Origin of the sequence: Pseudomonas sp. xss_2 (assembly GCF_043104195.1) — a bacterium.
Lineage (GTDB): Bacteria > Pseudomonadota > Gammaproteobacteria > Pseudomonadales > Pseudomonadaceae > Aquipseudomonas > Aquipseudomonas urmiensis.
The window spans coordinates 78195-92324 of record NZ_JBICKL010000112.1 but is presented as its reverse complement, the minus strand read 5'-3'; the positions used below and the strand labels follow the sequence as shown (position 1 = coordinate 92324).

The 14130-nt window shown below is 65.2% G+C and carries 14 protein-coding genes; 8 read left to right on the top strand and 6 right to left on the bottom strand.

The features are described from left to right. Nucleotides 1-32: 32 nt before the first annotated feature. The 4 genes from ACF8K2_RS25390 to lexA are packed head-to-tail and all read right to left on the bottom strand — an operon-like array spanning nucleotide 33 to nucleotide 5772. Complete coding sequence (locus ACF8K2_RS25390; RefSeq protein ID WP_392468609.1) at nucleotides 33-3113, bottom strand: error-prone DNA polymerase; 3081 nt, start codon at nucleotides 3111-3113, stop codon at nucleotides 33-35. After that, a complete protein-coding gene (locus ACF8K2_RS25385) occupies nucleotides 3110-4528 on the bottom strand; it encodes a Y-family DNA polymerase (RefSeq protein ID WP_392468607.1) in 1419 nt (472 codons plus the stop codon). The genes ACF8K2_RS25390 and ACF8K2_RS25385 overlap by 4 nt, the downstream gene beginning before the upstream one ends. A 9-nt stretch (nucleotides 4529-4537) precedes the next feature. After that, complete coding sequence (gene imuA / locus ACF8K2_RS25380) at nucleotides 4538-5155, bottom strand: translesion DNA synthesis-associated protein ImuA (protein WP_186553456.1); 618 nt, start codon at nucleotides 5153-5155, stop codon at nucleotides 4538-4540. Then, complete coding sequence (gene lexA, locus ACF8K2_RS25375) at nucleotides 5155-5772, bottom strand: transcriptional repressor LexA (RefSeq protein WP_186553457.1); 618 nt, start codon at nucleotides 5770-5772, stop codon at nucleotides 5155-5157. Before lexA ends, imuA begins: the two co-directional genes overlap by 1 nt. Nucleotides 5773-5865: 93 nt before the next feature. Between lexA and ACF8K2_RS25370 the strand changes: the two genes are divergently transcribed. After that, nucleotides 5866-6525: an HAD family hydrolase gene (locus ACF8K2_RS25370; RefSeq protein WP_392468603.1), complete on the top strand. Its 660-nt coding sequence runs from the start codon at nucleotides 5866-5868 to the stop codon at nucleotides 6523-6525. A gap of 220 nt (nucleotides 6526-6745) precedes the next feature. Then, nucleotides 6746-7474, top strand: coding sequence for a thioredoxin family protein (locus tag ACF8K2_RS25365; RefSeq protein WP_186553459.1), 729 nt, complete (start codon nucleotides 6746-6748; stop codon nucleotides 7472-7474). 1 nt (nucleotide 7475) lies between these two features. On the opposite strand, the gene ACF8K2_RS25360 is transcribed toward ACF8K2_RS25365, so the two are convergent. Then, nucleotides 7476-8228, bottom strand: coding sequence for an anti-sigma factor (locus tag ACF8K2_RS25360; protein WP_186553460.1), 753 nt, complete (start codon nucleotides 8226-8228; stop codon nucleotides 7476-7478). Next, a complete protein-coding gene (locus ACF8K2_RS25355; RefSeq protein WP_186553461.1) occupies nucleotides 8225-8746 on the bottom strand; it encodes a sigma-70 family RNA polymerase sigma factor in 522 nt (173 codons plus the stop codon). The genes ACF8K2_RS25360 and ACF8K2_RS25355 overlap by 4 nt, the downstream gene beginning before the upstream one ends. Before the next feature lie 125 nt (nucleotides 8747-8871). Here ACF8K2_RS25355 and ACF8K2_RS25350 point away from each other — a divergent pair, with 125 nt between their 5' ends. From ACF8K2_RS25350 to ACF8K2_RS25325, 6 genes are all read left to right on the top strand, one after another. Further along, nucleotides 8872-9924, top strand: a complete 1053-nt coding sequence (locus ACF8K2_RS25350; RefSeq protein WP_392468599.1) for a catalase family peroxidase — start codon at nucleotides 8872-8874, stop codon at nucleotides 9922-9924. Next, nucleotides 9921-10454 carry a cytochrome b gene (locus tag ACF8K2_RS25345; protein ID WP_392468597.1) on the top strand — a complete coding sequence of 178 codons (534 nt, stop codon included), beginning with the start codon at nucleotides 9921-9923 and terminating at the stop codon, nucleotides 10452-10454. Before ACF8K2_RS25350 ends, ACF8K2_RS25345 begins: the two co-directional genes overlap by 4 nt. Before the next feature lie 86 nt (nucleotides 10455-10540). After that, nucleotides 10541-11746, top strand: a complete 1206-nt coding sequence (locus ACF8K2_RS25340; protein ID WP_392468594.1) for an MFS transporter — start codon at nucleotides 10541-10543, stop codon at nucleotides 11744-11746. A gap of 108 nt (nucleotides 11747-11854) precedes the next feature. Beyond that, a complete protein-coding gene (locus ACF8K2_RS25335) occupies nucleotides 11855-12400 on the top strand; it encodes a cupin domain-containing protein (protein WP_186553465.1) in 546 nt (181 codons plus the stop codon). A gap of 8 nt (nucleotides 12401-12408) precedes the next feature. Continuing rightward, nucleotides 12409-12702, top strand: coding sequence for a hypothetical protein (locus tag ACF8K2_RS25330; RefSeq protein ID WP_392468592.1), 294 nt, complete (start codon nucleotides 12409-12411; stop codon nucleotides 12700-12702). A 145-nt stretch (nucleotides 12703-12847) separates the two neighbouring features. Next, a complete protein-coding gene (locus ACF8K2_RS25325; protein WP_392468589.1) occupies nucleotides 12848-14080 on the top strand; it encodes a DUF1835 domain-containing protein in 1233 nt (410 codons plus the stop codon). The last annotated feature ends 50 nt before the right edge of the window (nucleotides 14081-14130 follow it).

Here is a 14130-nt window from a genome sequence, read left to right as displayed (position 1 = left end):
GCGATGAGGGCGGTACTATAGAGCACAAGACCTCAATGAAAATCCCGGCTACGCACATCCAGCCCCAGCAACAGCGGGCTGACGTCCTCCAGCTTGCGCGCAATCAGGTGCCTGACGCCATTCTCCTGCTCCAGCCTGCCGCTGACCTTGAGTAACTGCGAGCCCACCAGCGCCCGCCGTTGGCGCTCGGCCAGCTCGCGCCAGACCACCACATTGACCATCCCCGACTCATCTTCAAGGGTGACGAATGTCACCCCGCTGGCCGTCTGTGGTCGCTGGCGGCCCACCACCAACCCCGCCACCGCAACGTGATCGCCATGCTCAAGATCGACCAGTTCACTCGAACTGCGACAGCCTAACGCCCGCAAGCGTGGCCTGAGCAAAGTCAACGGATGGGGGCCAAGTGTGGTGCCGAGGGTGTCGTAGTCCGCCAGCAGATCCTCGCCCACTGTCGGCGCGGGCAGCGCCACCGCGCGCTCAGGGCTGGCCTGCACCTCTGCGAACAAGGGTAATTGCGCCTGCACCGCAGCCACCTGCCAGCGGGCTTGATGGCGATCCTGGGCCAGCGCTCGCAATGCCCCGGCATCGGCCAGCCGGGTGCGCGCCCGGCTGTCGAGCTCAGCGCGCAGGCACAAGTCTTCGACATCGCGCCAGGGCCGCTGCGCCCTGGCCTGCTCAAGCCTGCGGGCATCGACTTCGGCAAACCCACGGATCTGCCGCAGCCCCAGGCGAATCGCCAAAGCGCCCTGCCCCAACGGCTCCAAGGTGCAATCCCAGTCACTGTGAAACACATCCACCGGACGCACCTCGATGCCCTGGCGACGGGCTTCTTGCAGCAACTGATCAGGGCTGTAGAAGCCCATCGGCCAGCTGTTGACCAAGGCGCAAGTGAAGATCGCCGGTTCGTGGCATTTCAACCAGCTGCTGGCATAGCAGAGCAAGGCAAAACTGGCCGCATGCGACTCGGGAAAGCCATAACTGCCGAAGCCTTTGATCTGTTCGAAAATGCGCTCGGCGAACGCCAGCTCGTAACCATTGCGCAGCATGCCCTTGAGCAGCCGCTCGCGGTGCGGCTCCAGCCCGCCATGGCGCTTCCAGGCGGCCATGCTGCGGCGTAGCTGATCGGCCTCGCCAGGGCTGTAGTCGGCGGCGACCATGGCCAGCTCCATCACCTGTTCCTGAAACAGCGGAACGCCCAAGGTGCGCTCGAAAACCGCTTTCAAGGCTGGCGAGGGATAGGTAATCGGCTCTTGCTTGAGACGTCTGCGCAAGTAAGGGTGGACCATGTCGCCCTGGATCGGCCCTGGGCGGACGATGGCCACTTCAATGACCAGATCGTAAAACGTGGTTGGTTTCAGACGCGGCAGCATGGCCATCTGTGCCCGCGACTCGATCTGAAACACGCCCATGGTCTCGGCGCGGCTGATCATGGCGTAGGTGGCGGGGTCTTCGCTGGGAATGGTGGCCAAACTCAACTGCCGACCACGATGCAGCGAGATCAGATCGAAACAGCGACGCAAGGCACTGAGCATGCCCAAGGCGAGCACATCGACCTTGAGCAGCCCGACCAGATCCAGATCGTCCTTGTCCCACTGGATTACCGTGCGCTCGGGCATGGCGGCATTTTCCACCGGCACCAGCTGGTCCAGCGGTTGCTCGCAGATGACGAAGCCACCGGGGTGCTGCGACAGGTGCCTGGGAAAACCAATCAACTCCCCGGCCAGCACCAGAATGCGCCGCAGCGACGGGCTCTGGGCCTCAAAGCCGGCCTCGGCCAGGCGCTCGGCATCGGGGATGCGATCACTCCAGCGGCCACAACACTTGGCCAGCGCGTCGACCTGATCGGCGGGCAGCCCTAGCACTCGGGCCACATCGCGCACCGCACCGGCAGCATGATAGGTGCTGACCACCGCAGTCAGTGCGGCGCGGTGCCGGCCATAACGACGGAACACGTACTGGATGACTTCCTCGCGGCGGTTGTGCTCGAAGTCGACGTCGATGTCCGGCGGCTCGTTGCGCTCGCGGGACAGAAAACGCTCGAACAACAAGTGGTGCTCCATCGGATCGAGTTCGGTGATACCGAGCACGAAACACACGACCGAGTTGGCCGCCGAACCGCGGCCCTGACAGAGGATCGACTGTTTGCGGGCGAAATCGACGATGTCGTGAACGGTAAGAAAATAGCTCTCGTAACCCAGCTCCTCGATGAGCGCCAACTCTCGCTGCAAAGCCTCGAGCACCTTGGCGCCTGGGCCATTCGGCCAACGCTTGGGTAAGCCCTGCTCGCACAGGTGACGCAGCCAACTGGCCGGGCTCTGCCCTGCTGGTACCAGCTCGCGGGGGTACTGGTACTTGAGCTGGCCCAGGTCGAACTGGCAGCGCTCGGCGATGACCAGGCTTTCAGCGAGCAGCTCGGGCGGATACAGCTCGCTCAATTGCGCCAAAGGACGCAGGTGGCGTTCACCATTGGCGAACAGATAACGGCCCGCCTCAGACATGCTGCAATGTTGGCGCACGGCGGTCATGCAGTCTTGCAGGGCGCGCCGACCGCGGCTATGCATGTGCACATCGCCGCAGGCCACCGCGCCAATCCCTAGCCGAGCGGCCAGTGCACGCAGGCGCGCCAGCCGGCCGGCATCATCGCTGCCCCGATGCAGGTGCACCGCTAGCCACAGGCGCTCGGCAAACAACGACTGCAGCCATTGGCCCGCTGCAGGCTCATCTGGATCGTCTGGGATCCACAGCGCGAGCAAGCCCTTGGCGTGGGCCTGAAGGTCATCGGCCAGTACCTGATACTCGCCTTTCTGTGCGCGCCGACGAGCGCGGGTGATCAGCGCACACAGGCTTTGATAGCCACTGAGATCCTCGACCAGCAACACCAGCTTGGGGCCATCCTGCACGCGCATTTCACTGCCGACGATCAAGCGCAGTTGATGCGCCTTGGCCGCCTGCCAGGCGCGCACGATACCTGCCAAGGTGCATTCGTCGGTAATGGCCAAGGCTTGATAACCTTGCTCACGGGCCCGTCGAAACAGTTCATCGGCGCTGGAAGCACCGCGCTGGAAACTGAAGTTGGACAGGCAGTGCAGTTCGGCGTAAGCCAGCGCTGTCATGCGAACCAGCCTTGCAGCCACAGCGGGCCGGGGGCGGCGAGGTCTTGATAAGCCCAGCCGCGCAAGCCTTCGCGGGTTTCGATGCGGTAGTAGTCTCGGCGCACATCGCCACCATCCCACCAACCCGACTCGATGCGCTCGGCCTGCCCCAACAATTGAACGCCAGACTCCGGCAGCCGCTGCGGTGCCGCCAATAACCAGCCCGGACGACTGCCTGGAGTGACTTGCAATGCCCCGCACGTTCCCTGGTCGGTCAACTGCCAGGCGCACTCCGGGCGATGATCGGCTTCGGCGCGCAGGCCCTTGACCGCCTCGTCGCCCAGACGTGCGCGCAACCGCTCGCGCAGTTGCGGCCAAGCTTGGGCCTGCTGCGCCCTGGGGTCGAACAGGGCCTGATGCTGAGGCACGAACGCTGGCAGGTCTTCGGCCAGCAGGCGCAGGTTACGCACCGGTGCCGGGATGCGCAGCGGCTCCAGCCGACCCCGCGCCAGCTCAAAGAGCATGGCTGCATCGCGTTCGGCCGATAGCAGGCCAACCATGAGCCGCGTGTCTGGCCCTTCGACGTGCTCCAGGTGCAGCTCGAAACGCTGCACGCCGCAGTCGCGGCCGGCCAGAAACGCAGCCAGGTCGCCGATCATCCGCCGCAAGGGGAACAATAAGGCCTGATGGGATTCGACGTCGAAATTCAGCTCTAGCCGCGTTTCGAAGCGATCCGGTGGTTGATAGAAATCCAGGCCCACGCTGCGCACGCCCAACAATTGATCCAGATGCAACTGCACCTGAGCGGCGAAGCGTCGAGCCAGCGCCTCACGCGGCAAGGCCATGACCTCGCCCAGGCGGCGCAAGCCCATGCGGGCGAAGGCCTGGGCGGTATCAGCGGGAAGACCGATCTTGCCAATAGGCAGCTGCAACAAGGCGGCGCGGGTCTGCTCGGCGCAGGTCACCGCCAAGCCATCATGGGCATTGGCGAGCATCCGTGCCGCCACCGGGTTGCTGGCAACGACAATCCGGTGACGCAGGCCCAACGCCTCCAGCTCCTGACGCAGGCGCGCTTCGAACAGCGGCCACGGCCCAAACAGTTGCAAGCTCGAACCCACTTCCAGAAGCAAGGCGCGTGGATAGTGCAGGCTCACCTGGGCGCTGAAGCGATAGGCCCAGGCGGCCAACAGTTGCTGGACCTGATCAACCCGCGCAGGATCGACCTCAACGCAAGTAAAGCCATCGGCCAGTGCCCGTGCGGCGGTCAGCGTCTGCCCGGCGCGCAGGCCCAGCTTCGCTGCTGCGCAGTTGACCGATTGCAGCACCCGGCGCTGGCTCGGGCCACCCATCAAGACCAAGGCGCAGTCGGGCTCATCACGCTCGCGCAATACCGTATCCAGCGCCAGCTGAGGAAAGACAATGCAGGCCCAAAGCATACTTCACCCTCAGTGAGCTGAGCTGGCGATGGGCGCAGCAGGCGGCATGCCACCCCGGCACTTGAGCACCCGCCATTGGGCCGGACGGGTATCGATCGCCAGGCGCAGCGCCGCAGGTGAAGGGTTGTGCGCAGCCTGCTGCGGTCGGCAGGCAAAGGCCAGCGCCTGGCCGGTTTCGGCTGCCACCTGCAAACGGCGCAAGGCCCGGTCATCTGCACGCTCGGGCCAGCACAGCACCGCTGCGCAACTGCCGGAGCGCAAACATTGCTCGGCAGCCCACAACGCGTCTGCGGGCTCGGCCTCGATCTGCACCAACCAGCGCAAATCCACCCCCGCCGCTTGCCAGGCAGGTGCGTAGGGTATGAACGGCGGCGCTACCAGCACCACCCGGCCACCTTCAGCAGTCAACCGCGCCAGGCTTGGCCAAAGCAACTGCAGCTCACCACAACCGGGGCTGGCCAGCAGCAACTCACTCAGCGCCGAAGCGGGCCAACCGCCTTCCGGCAGCCGCTGGTCCAGGCTCATATGCCCGGTCGGTTGCAGGCCGAGCGGGCGTGCCTGGGTTTGCCGACCACGCCAGATCCGCCGCTGATCGAGCAAGCCGTCCAGATCGACAACCGCGCCCATCAGTCACGCCTCAACAGGCCGCAGAACACACCTTCGATAACCAACTCACGCTCAGGCCCTACCTCGATCGGAGCGTACGCCGGGTTACGCGGCAGCAACCGATAGCCGCCGGGGGTACGTTGCAGGCGCTTGATGGTCACCTCGCCGTCCAGCCGGGCGACGACGATCTGCCCATCGCGGGCCTCGCCTTGTTGGCGGATGCCGACCAGGTCGCCATCGAAGATGCCGTCATCGATCATCGACTCCCCGCGCACCTTGAGCAGGTAATCGGGGGTGCGACGGAACAGGCTGGGGTCGAGCAGCAGCTGTTCGTGGATGTCCAGGTCAGGGCCGATTGGCGCACCGGCGGCCACTTGCCCGAGCACGGGCAGTTCGAGGATTTCCGGGCGGCGCAACGGCTCGGCCAGGCGAATGCCACGCGCCTGGTTGGGCGTGACGTCGATGTATCCAGCCTGGCACAGGGCGGTGATGTGCTTGCGCGCCACGCTGCGCGAGGCAAAACCGAAGCGCTCGGCGATATCGGCCAGGCTCGGCGGTTGGCCATGATCGGTGATGCGCTCACGGATGAAGGCCAGGATGGCGCGGCGTTTGGGGGTCATAGTGTCCATGGAGCACATTTGTACTCTTTTTGGAGAACACTGAACAGCCCCCTTCGTCGTCGGCTTTGGCTATGATGCTCAGGATTAAACGTTTAAGCCCTTGGAAGCCCCATGCTCAATGCCCTGCTGTTCGACCTCGATGGCACCCTCACCGATACCGACACCTTGCACCTGCAAGCCTTCCGCCAGCTGTTGCACGAGTACGACGGCCGCCAGCTGAGCCAGACCCAGTTCGATGACCAGGTCAGTGGACGGGCCAATGGCGCGCTGTTCAAGGCGTTGTTTCCACAGGCCACGAGCCAGCAGTGCCAGGCACTGGCCGACCGCAAGGAAGCTTTGTTTCGCGAGATGTCGCCGCAGTTGCAACCGCTGCCAGGCCTGTTGCGCCTGCTCGCACATGCCCAGGCGCAGCACATCGGCATGTGCGTGGTAACCAATGCGCCACGCCTGAACGCTGAGCACATGCTCAATGCCATGGGTTTGGGCGAGCGCTTCGAGCATGTGCTGGTGGCCGAGGAGCTGGCCCGTCCCAAGCCTGATCCGCTGCCCTACCTCACTGGCCTGCAGCAGCTCAATACCAGTGCCAGCCAAGCGTTGGCGTTCGAAGATTCCCTGCCCGGCGTACAGGCTGCCAGCGGCGCCGGGATCTTTACCGTGGGCATTGCCACCACGCAGACCCAAGAGCGCTTGCTGGCTGCTGGGGCGCAATTGGTGATCGACGATTTCAATGATCCGCGGCTTTGGGCGTTGATTGAATCCATGCATCCTTGAACATTGAACTCACAATCGTGATTGCAATTTGTCACCCTGCGCCAGGGCTACCCAGCCAAATCACATAGGCCCATGTGGGGGGGGCGGCGGCGCTCGATCTCGACGGCGTTTTCGGGCGCCGCCACTCCAATACCCGTCCGTCGCTTACCCAAGCCCAACCTGTCGAATCCCCCGCTCGCCGCTCGACCAGTGCTGAACCCCACAGCCTGGAGCCCACGCCATGAGCAACTCAGATCCCAAGCACGAGGTGGTCTCGCGCAGCCAATGGCTCGCCGCGCGCCGCCAACTGTGGCTGCATGAGAAGGCCTTCACTCACCAACGCGATGAACTCAGTGCCGCCCGCCAAGCCCTGCCCTGGGTCAAGCTCGAACACGACTATCGCTTCCATGGCCCCGAGGGCGAAGTCGATCTGGCCGCGCTGTTCGGCGGGCGCAGCCAGTTGCTGCTGTACCATTTCATGTTCGTCGAAGGCTGGAGCGAAGGCTGCCCTGGCTGTTCATTCCTTGCCGATCACTTCGACGGTGCCAACCTGCACCTGGCCCACCACGATGTCGCGCTGGTCGCCGTGTCTCAGGCGCCCTATCCCGAGTTTCAGGCGTTTCGCAGGCGCATGGGCTGGCAGTTCCCCTGGTATTCATCGCACGGCAGCAGCTTCAATCGCGACTTTGCGGTCAGCGTCGCCACCGATGGCAGCGAGCAGTACAACTATGAACCCTACCAGGGCGATGAGAGCGAGCTGCCTGGCCTGAGCGCGTTCTACCGTGCGGCTGATGGCCAGCTGTATCACACCTACTCGACCTACGCCCGTGGGCTGGACATCCTGGTCGGGGCGTACAACTTCCTCGACTTGGCCCCGCTAGGGCGCAATGAAGGCGGGACGATGGACTGGGTGCGTCACCATGATCGCTATGAGCAGCAGCCGGGTAAGCCGCACTGCTGCCATGACTGATTCACAAACTCACACCCAACACCTGGCGCAGCGACTCGCTGCGCTGATCGTCCGCCGCACTGACCAAGGCGAAGTTATAGGCGCCATGCGACCAATAGCGCGCCTCCAGCTGGCCATCGGTGCGTTGGCCGCTGGGCATCTTGTCAAAACGCTCGCCGGGCGAGCGCAGGAACAGGCTGATGCGCTGGCCCTGGCGGTCCTGGAACACCAATAGCGCCGCAGGGCCCTGCTCGTTGCTCAAAAGCCGCGCGCCCACCGGCTGGAAGCCATAGCCTGCCAAGTCAGGTAACTGGCCGACGCGGTTGAAGTGCCGGCCCAGCCACGCCTGCAACTGGGCCGGATCGCTGGCCTGGATGTCCAAGGCGCTGGTGCCGACGAACAAGCGGTGGGCCTGGACCGCATCGGCCATCGGCAGGTCACTGGCAACCAACGTGGCCTGGCGCGCCTGCCAGCCCCCCAGCCCACCTACCCCGAGCGCCAGCAGCAGCACCGCGGCACTGGCCAGCCGGCGTTGACGGCGCTGACGCACACGCCGGCGTACCTGAGCAAGATCCAGGTGCGGCCCTGGCGCCAGTTCGCCCATCCCCGCCAAGGCTGCCCGCAAGCGGCGGGCGTCACTGCGCCAGGCTTCGATCCGCGCAGCCTCGTGTGGATTGGCCGCCAGCCACGCCTGCACTGCCGCCCGACGGGCAGGCTCCAGGCGCTCGTCGACGTAGGCATGCAACTCGTCCTCGGTGGGGATCAGGCGTGTCATTTGAGTCTCCGCAAGGCCGGGGGCGTCGGGTTGCCCTCGGTCAGGTCACGCAGCGCGGCGCGGGCGCGCGACAAGCGCGACATCACCGTACCGATGGGAATGTTCAAGGCCACGGCGGCCTCTTTGTAGCTCAGCCCCTCGACGCTCACCAGCAACAGCAAGGCGCGCTGCTCGGCCGACAATTGGCCGAAGGCCTGCAGATCGGCCTGGGCGAGGATGATGTCTTCGGTGTTGTCGCCCAGCGGCTCACTGCCCTGCTGCGCCCGGCCGAACCACGCCAGCCAGCGGGCGTGCAGGCGATCACGGCGTTTACCATCGAGAAACAGCCGGTACAGGATGGTGAACAGCCAGGGCCGCAGGGCGTCGGCCTCGCGCTGCTGGCGGCCACGGCTCAGGGCGCGCTCGACCGTAGCCTGGACCAGGTCGTCGGCGCTGGCCGATTCGCGGGTCAGCCACAAGGCGAAGCGGCGCAGACGCAGGAGCAGCTCGCGCCACTGATGTTCGTCCAGATCGTGCATGGTGAGGTCCCGGCCCATGGGCTGTCAGTGTAAGGGGCAAACGCCTTGCGACGAAATCTATTCCCAAGCCGGTGGAATAAATTTCCCCCTGCCACGTCGTACCGGCACATTCACCCACCCGGACCTTGCACATGAACACACCCCTGAGCGGCCCGGCCAAGGCCTGGCGCCTGGCCGGCATTGGCGCCGGCCTGCTGGCCGTGAGCGCCGGCTTTGCCTATGCCGCTGGCTGGATCGGTAGCCCCGCGCTAACGCCGCAACGCATCATCGACACCTTCGAAGCCCAGGCCGGACATCATCCGGGTTATCGCAAGAACCACGCCAAGGGCGTATGCGTCAGCGGCTATTTCCAGAGCAGCGGCCAGGCCGCATCCCTGTCCAGCGCGCGGGTATTCGCCCAGCCGCGAGTGCCGGTGATCGGCCGCTTTGCCATTGGCGGCGCCAACCCCTCCACCCCCGATACCGGGGTGCCGGTGCGTAGTCTGGCGCTACAGTTTTCCAGCGATGATGGCCAGGTGTGGCGCACCGGCATGAACAATCCGCCAGTGTTGGCGGTGAGTACTCCCGAAGCCTTTTATGAGCAGGTCTTGGCCATGACCCCCGACCCTGCCACGCGCAAGCCCAATCCTGCGCGGATGCAGGCGTTCTTCGCCGCACATCCCGAGAGCACGGCGTTTCGCCAGTGGGCGGCTGGATACAAGCCCAGCGACAGTTTCGCCAGCACCCACTATCACAGCATCAATGCCTTTCGCCTGATCGACGCGAACGGCTCATCCCAGCCGGTGCGCTGGCAGGTCGAGGCGCAGACGCCGTTCGCCGCCCTGCCCGCCCAGGTCGAGGACAACCGCTACCTGCAGCACGACCTTGCCCAGCGCCTGAAGCAAGGCCCGCTGCGCTGGACCTTGCGCCTGGTGCTGGCCGAGCCTGGCGATGCGGTGGACGACCCTGCCCGGCCTTGGCCTGCCGAACGGCGCAGCATTGATGCCGGCACCCTGGTCATCGAAACCGTCGATGCCCCCGAACAAGGTGCCTGCCGCGACCTGAACTTCGACCCGCTGATCCTGCCCCATGGCATCGAGCCTTCCGCCGATCCGATCCTGGCCGCTCGCTCTGCCGCGTATTCAGAATCCTTCAATCGGCGCAGCCGCGAATCGCTCGACACCGGAGCCCGCCCATGAAACCGACCACCTTCCACCCCCTGGCCCGCCTGCTGCATTGGCTGATGGCCGTACTGATCGTGGCCATGCTGTTGATCGGCGTGAGCATGGTCGGCGACCTGTCCTTGCGCCACCCGGTGATGGTCGAGTTGCACAAAGCCACGGGCCTGGCCTTGCTGGCCTTGGTGCTACTGCGCATTGCCCTGCGCCTGACCCTGCCGCATCCACCACTGCCCAGCGATATACCGCCACTCCAGCGCCTGGCAGCCGGCGCTTCGCATCTGCTGCTGTATGCACTGATGCTGGCGATGCCGCTGCTGGGCTGGGCGATGCTCTCGGCCGGCGGCTATCCACGCCCGTTGCAATTGCCAGCGATTGCCCCGCATGACCTGCAGCTGTATGCGATCTTGCGCACTGCTCACGGCTGGGCCGGCTATCTGTTGTTCGCCACCATTGTGCTGCACCTGGGCGCGGCGTTGGTGCATGCCCTGGTGCGCCGCGATGGCGTGTTGCGTAGCATGTGGCCAGGACCTGTACGTCGCAGCGAATGAGCGCTGAGTGAGCGGCCAGGGTCGACATATGTAAATAATTATTACTAACATCGACGCTCATTTCGTCGTATCGCCCTGGACTGCCCATGAATGCCGCAAAGGATCCTGCTTCTCTGAAACCCGCCAGCACCCTGGATTTGCGCCCACTGTTGCTGGTCAACATGGCCTGCACCATGTCGATGATGGCCTTCGTCGCCCTGATCGGCCCGATCGCCCGCTTGCTCGGCCTGGCCACCTGGCAAGCCGGCGCCGCGGTGACCGTGGCCGGGGTGGTCTGGGTGATGCTCGCCCGTCCCTGGGGGCGCGCCGCCGACCGTTATGGCCGGCGCCGGGTGCTGCTGCTGGGCAGTGCTGGTTTTACCCTGGCCTATTGGCTGCTGTGCCTGTTCATCGACGGCGCCCTGCGCTGGCTGCCGGGGGCGTCACTGGCGTTTCTCGGCCTGATGCTGGCGCGCGGCATGATCGGCGCCTTCTACGCGGCCTTACCGGTGGCGGCTAACGCCCTGGTTGCCGACCACGTCGAACCGCAGCAGCGCGCCCGCTCCATGGCTGCGCTGGGCGCGGCCAATGCCGTCGGCCTGGTGCTCGGCCCTGCCGTGGCGGCGCTGCTGGCCCGGCACAGCCTGAGCATGCCGTTCTGGATCATGTCGCTGCTACCAGCGACGGCGTTCGTGGTGCTGCTGTTCAAGCTCAAGCCCCAGCCGTTGGCGCAGGTCCATGCGCCAAACCCGGTGCGCCTGGCCGACCCACGCCTGCGCCGGCCACTGTTGGTGGCATTCAGCGCCATGCTCAGCGTGACGGTGTCGCAGATCACCGTCGGCTTTTTTGCCCTCGACCGCCTGCAACTGGGCTCGACCGAAGCCGCCCAGGCTGCTGGCATCGCCCTGACCACGGTCGGCGTGGCGCTGATGCTGTCGCAGATCCTCCTGCGCCGGCTGGAGTGGCCGCCGCTGAAGATGATCCGGGTGGGCGCCAGCATCTCAGCCCTGGGCTTCGCGACCGCGGCGCTGGCGGGCAGTGCCGAGTGGCTATGGGCCTCGTTCTTCATCGCCGCCGCCGGCATGGGCTTTGTCTTCCCGGCGTTCTCGGCGTTGGCCGCCAATGCCATGCACGCCTCTGAACAAGGCGCCACTGCCGGCTCCATTGGCGCCGCCCAAGGCATGGGCGCGGTGATCGGGCCGCTGGCCGGAACCCTGGTCTACGCCCTTGATCCACGCCTGCCGTTCGTCGCCGTGGCGGTGTTGTTGCTGCTGGTCGGGCTGTGGCCAATGCCCGCTGAGCCGCGCCGCTGACAAGCACTGCGCGTGACCGCCAAGAGTGTGTTTTAATGCGTCGCTTATTATTTTTTACACCTGTGAAAACACTTCACCTGCACACTCTTTCAGTTAAAAAAGGCGGCTATGGACACGGGGACACGACTCAAACTGGTGCGTGAACGCAACAACCTCTCCCAGCGGGAGCTGGCTCGTCGCAGCGGCCTGACCAACTCGACCATCTCGCAGATCGAGCAGAACCGCGTCAGCCCTTCGGTCAGCTCCCTGAAAAAACTGCTCGAAGGGATCCCCATGTCCCTGGCCGAGTTCTTCAGCTTCGACGAGCCGGTGCGCGAAGAGCGCTTCGTGTTCCGTGGCGGCGAGCAGCCCGACCTGGGTCGCAACGGCCTGCGCATGCTGCTGGTCGGCGCCAGCGTCGAGGGCCGGCAGATGCGCATGCTGCGTGAGCTGTATGCCCCAGGTGCGGACTCGGGCGAGCCGATCGTTCACGCCGAAGGCGAGGAATGTGGCCTGGTGACCCGTGGCACCATCGAGCTGTGGGTCGATGGCCAGGTCAGCGTGCTCAACTCTGGCGATGGCTACTACATCCCCACCACCTTGGCGCACAGCTTCAAGAACATCGGCCAGGACGAGGCCGAGATCATCAGCGCCAACACCCCGGCCAACTTCTGACCCAAGCCATGGATGCGCCGACCAGCCGCCAGGTCTATCAATGCCTGCGTGATGCTGCGCTTGGCGTACAGCCTGTAGACATCCGAGCCCGCCACCCCAGCGGGCAAATCGAGATAGAGAGCGGCGGCTGGCAGTTGACCCTGGTGCTCGACGGCGAAGGGCTTGCCCATTGCCTGCATTGCCGCAGCCCGCAAGGGGTTGAAGGGTCGGTCGAGCGCTGGCAGCGCTACGGCACCAATCCAGTCGACCTGCTGAGCCTCTGGGAGCGCACCCAGATCGAGCGCCTGTTAGCCCAGGCTTGAACCGCCAGCGCCGGGCGCTTATAGTCGCCAGCGGCGCACTCCGACGCCTCCCGTCCGCGGAAAGGGCTGCGCCCAGGAACCTGCTTGGAACATCGCCCATGACGACTCCAGCCTGACAGCGGACAAGGCTCGCCAAGGAGTTCGCATGTCTGTTACTACCCAGCCCGACAACGGCCGCCTCAACCTCGAGCAACAACGCAAACGTGCCAAAGAACTGCTGCAGCGCCTGCGCAGTGGCCAGGCCGATGAGCGTCTGCGCAGCCTCGACCCGCAGCGTCCGCCGCGCCTGGCCGATGCCCAATACCTGATCGCGCGCGATCTGGGCTTTGCCAGCTGGCCCAAGCTCAAGGCCCACTGCGACGCCCTCGCCTTTGCCCTCAAGCACCCTGACTTCGTCGCCAGCGACACGCCCGACACCTGCCATTGGCGCTGCGGCAACGACATCCAGCACAGCCTGCGAGTGGCCGGTTTCAAAGGCCAGTTGCAGATGTACGCCGACCCGCTGTGCATGGGCCCAGTGCCACAGCTCGATGGCCCCAGCTACCGCGCCGTACGGGCAAATTTCATCAGCCACGCGTTCAATATTGCCCCTGAGCAAGCCCGCCAGCGCCAGGATAATGAGTACGCCGCCCTGGCCCGCTTGAGTCAGCGCATGCCCGGTGTGCTCTGGTGTGAAGCCGACGCCTATGACCAGCTGTTTTTGCTGCGGGTGCTGGCCCAGCCTGAGCAGGTGCCGGAGAACCTCAGCCTGATCGCCATCGACCAGGTGCCCGGGGTGCAGCGTTTTATCGGCATTGGCCAACTGGCGCCCGAAGTGCTGGCTTGGCTGTGGCCCCAGCGCAGGCCAGTGGACGCTGCCATGCTGATATTGGCCCGTGACGCATGGGCTGCGTATCGCGCCCCCTCACCACAGGCGTGGGCGGCACTCGCCCATGCTCGCCACGCCGCCCTGCCGCTGCTCGGCCCAGCGCTGCTGCGCCAATTGCAGGAGTTGCCCGGGATCAACGACGGGCTGTCGTTGACTGAGCGCCTGACCCTGCAGATTCTGCGCGATCAAGGACCGATGCCGATGGGCAAGGTGTTTGCGGTACTGATGATGGAGCGCGAGCCGCTGCCGTTTCTCGGTGACATGATGTTTTATGCCTTGCTGCGGCCACTGATCGACGGCCCTCGACCGCTGATTGACCAGGCCGATGCCCAGCTCGCCTGGCCGCAGCGCACCATCAGCCTTACAGCCCTGGGTGAGCAGGTCTTGGCCGGGCAAGCCTATGGCCTGGACATGATCGGCTGCGAGCGCTGGGTGGGCGGTGTGCGGTTGCAGCCCGGTGAGGGCCACTGGGCTTTGGATGAAGCCCTGCAACCGGTTTGGCGCGGCTGATTTGAGTTGATTCAGCAGCGACCTCTTCGTGGGCAAGCCCGCTCCTACAG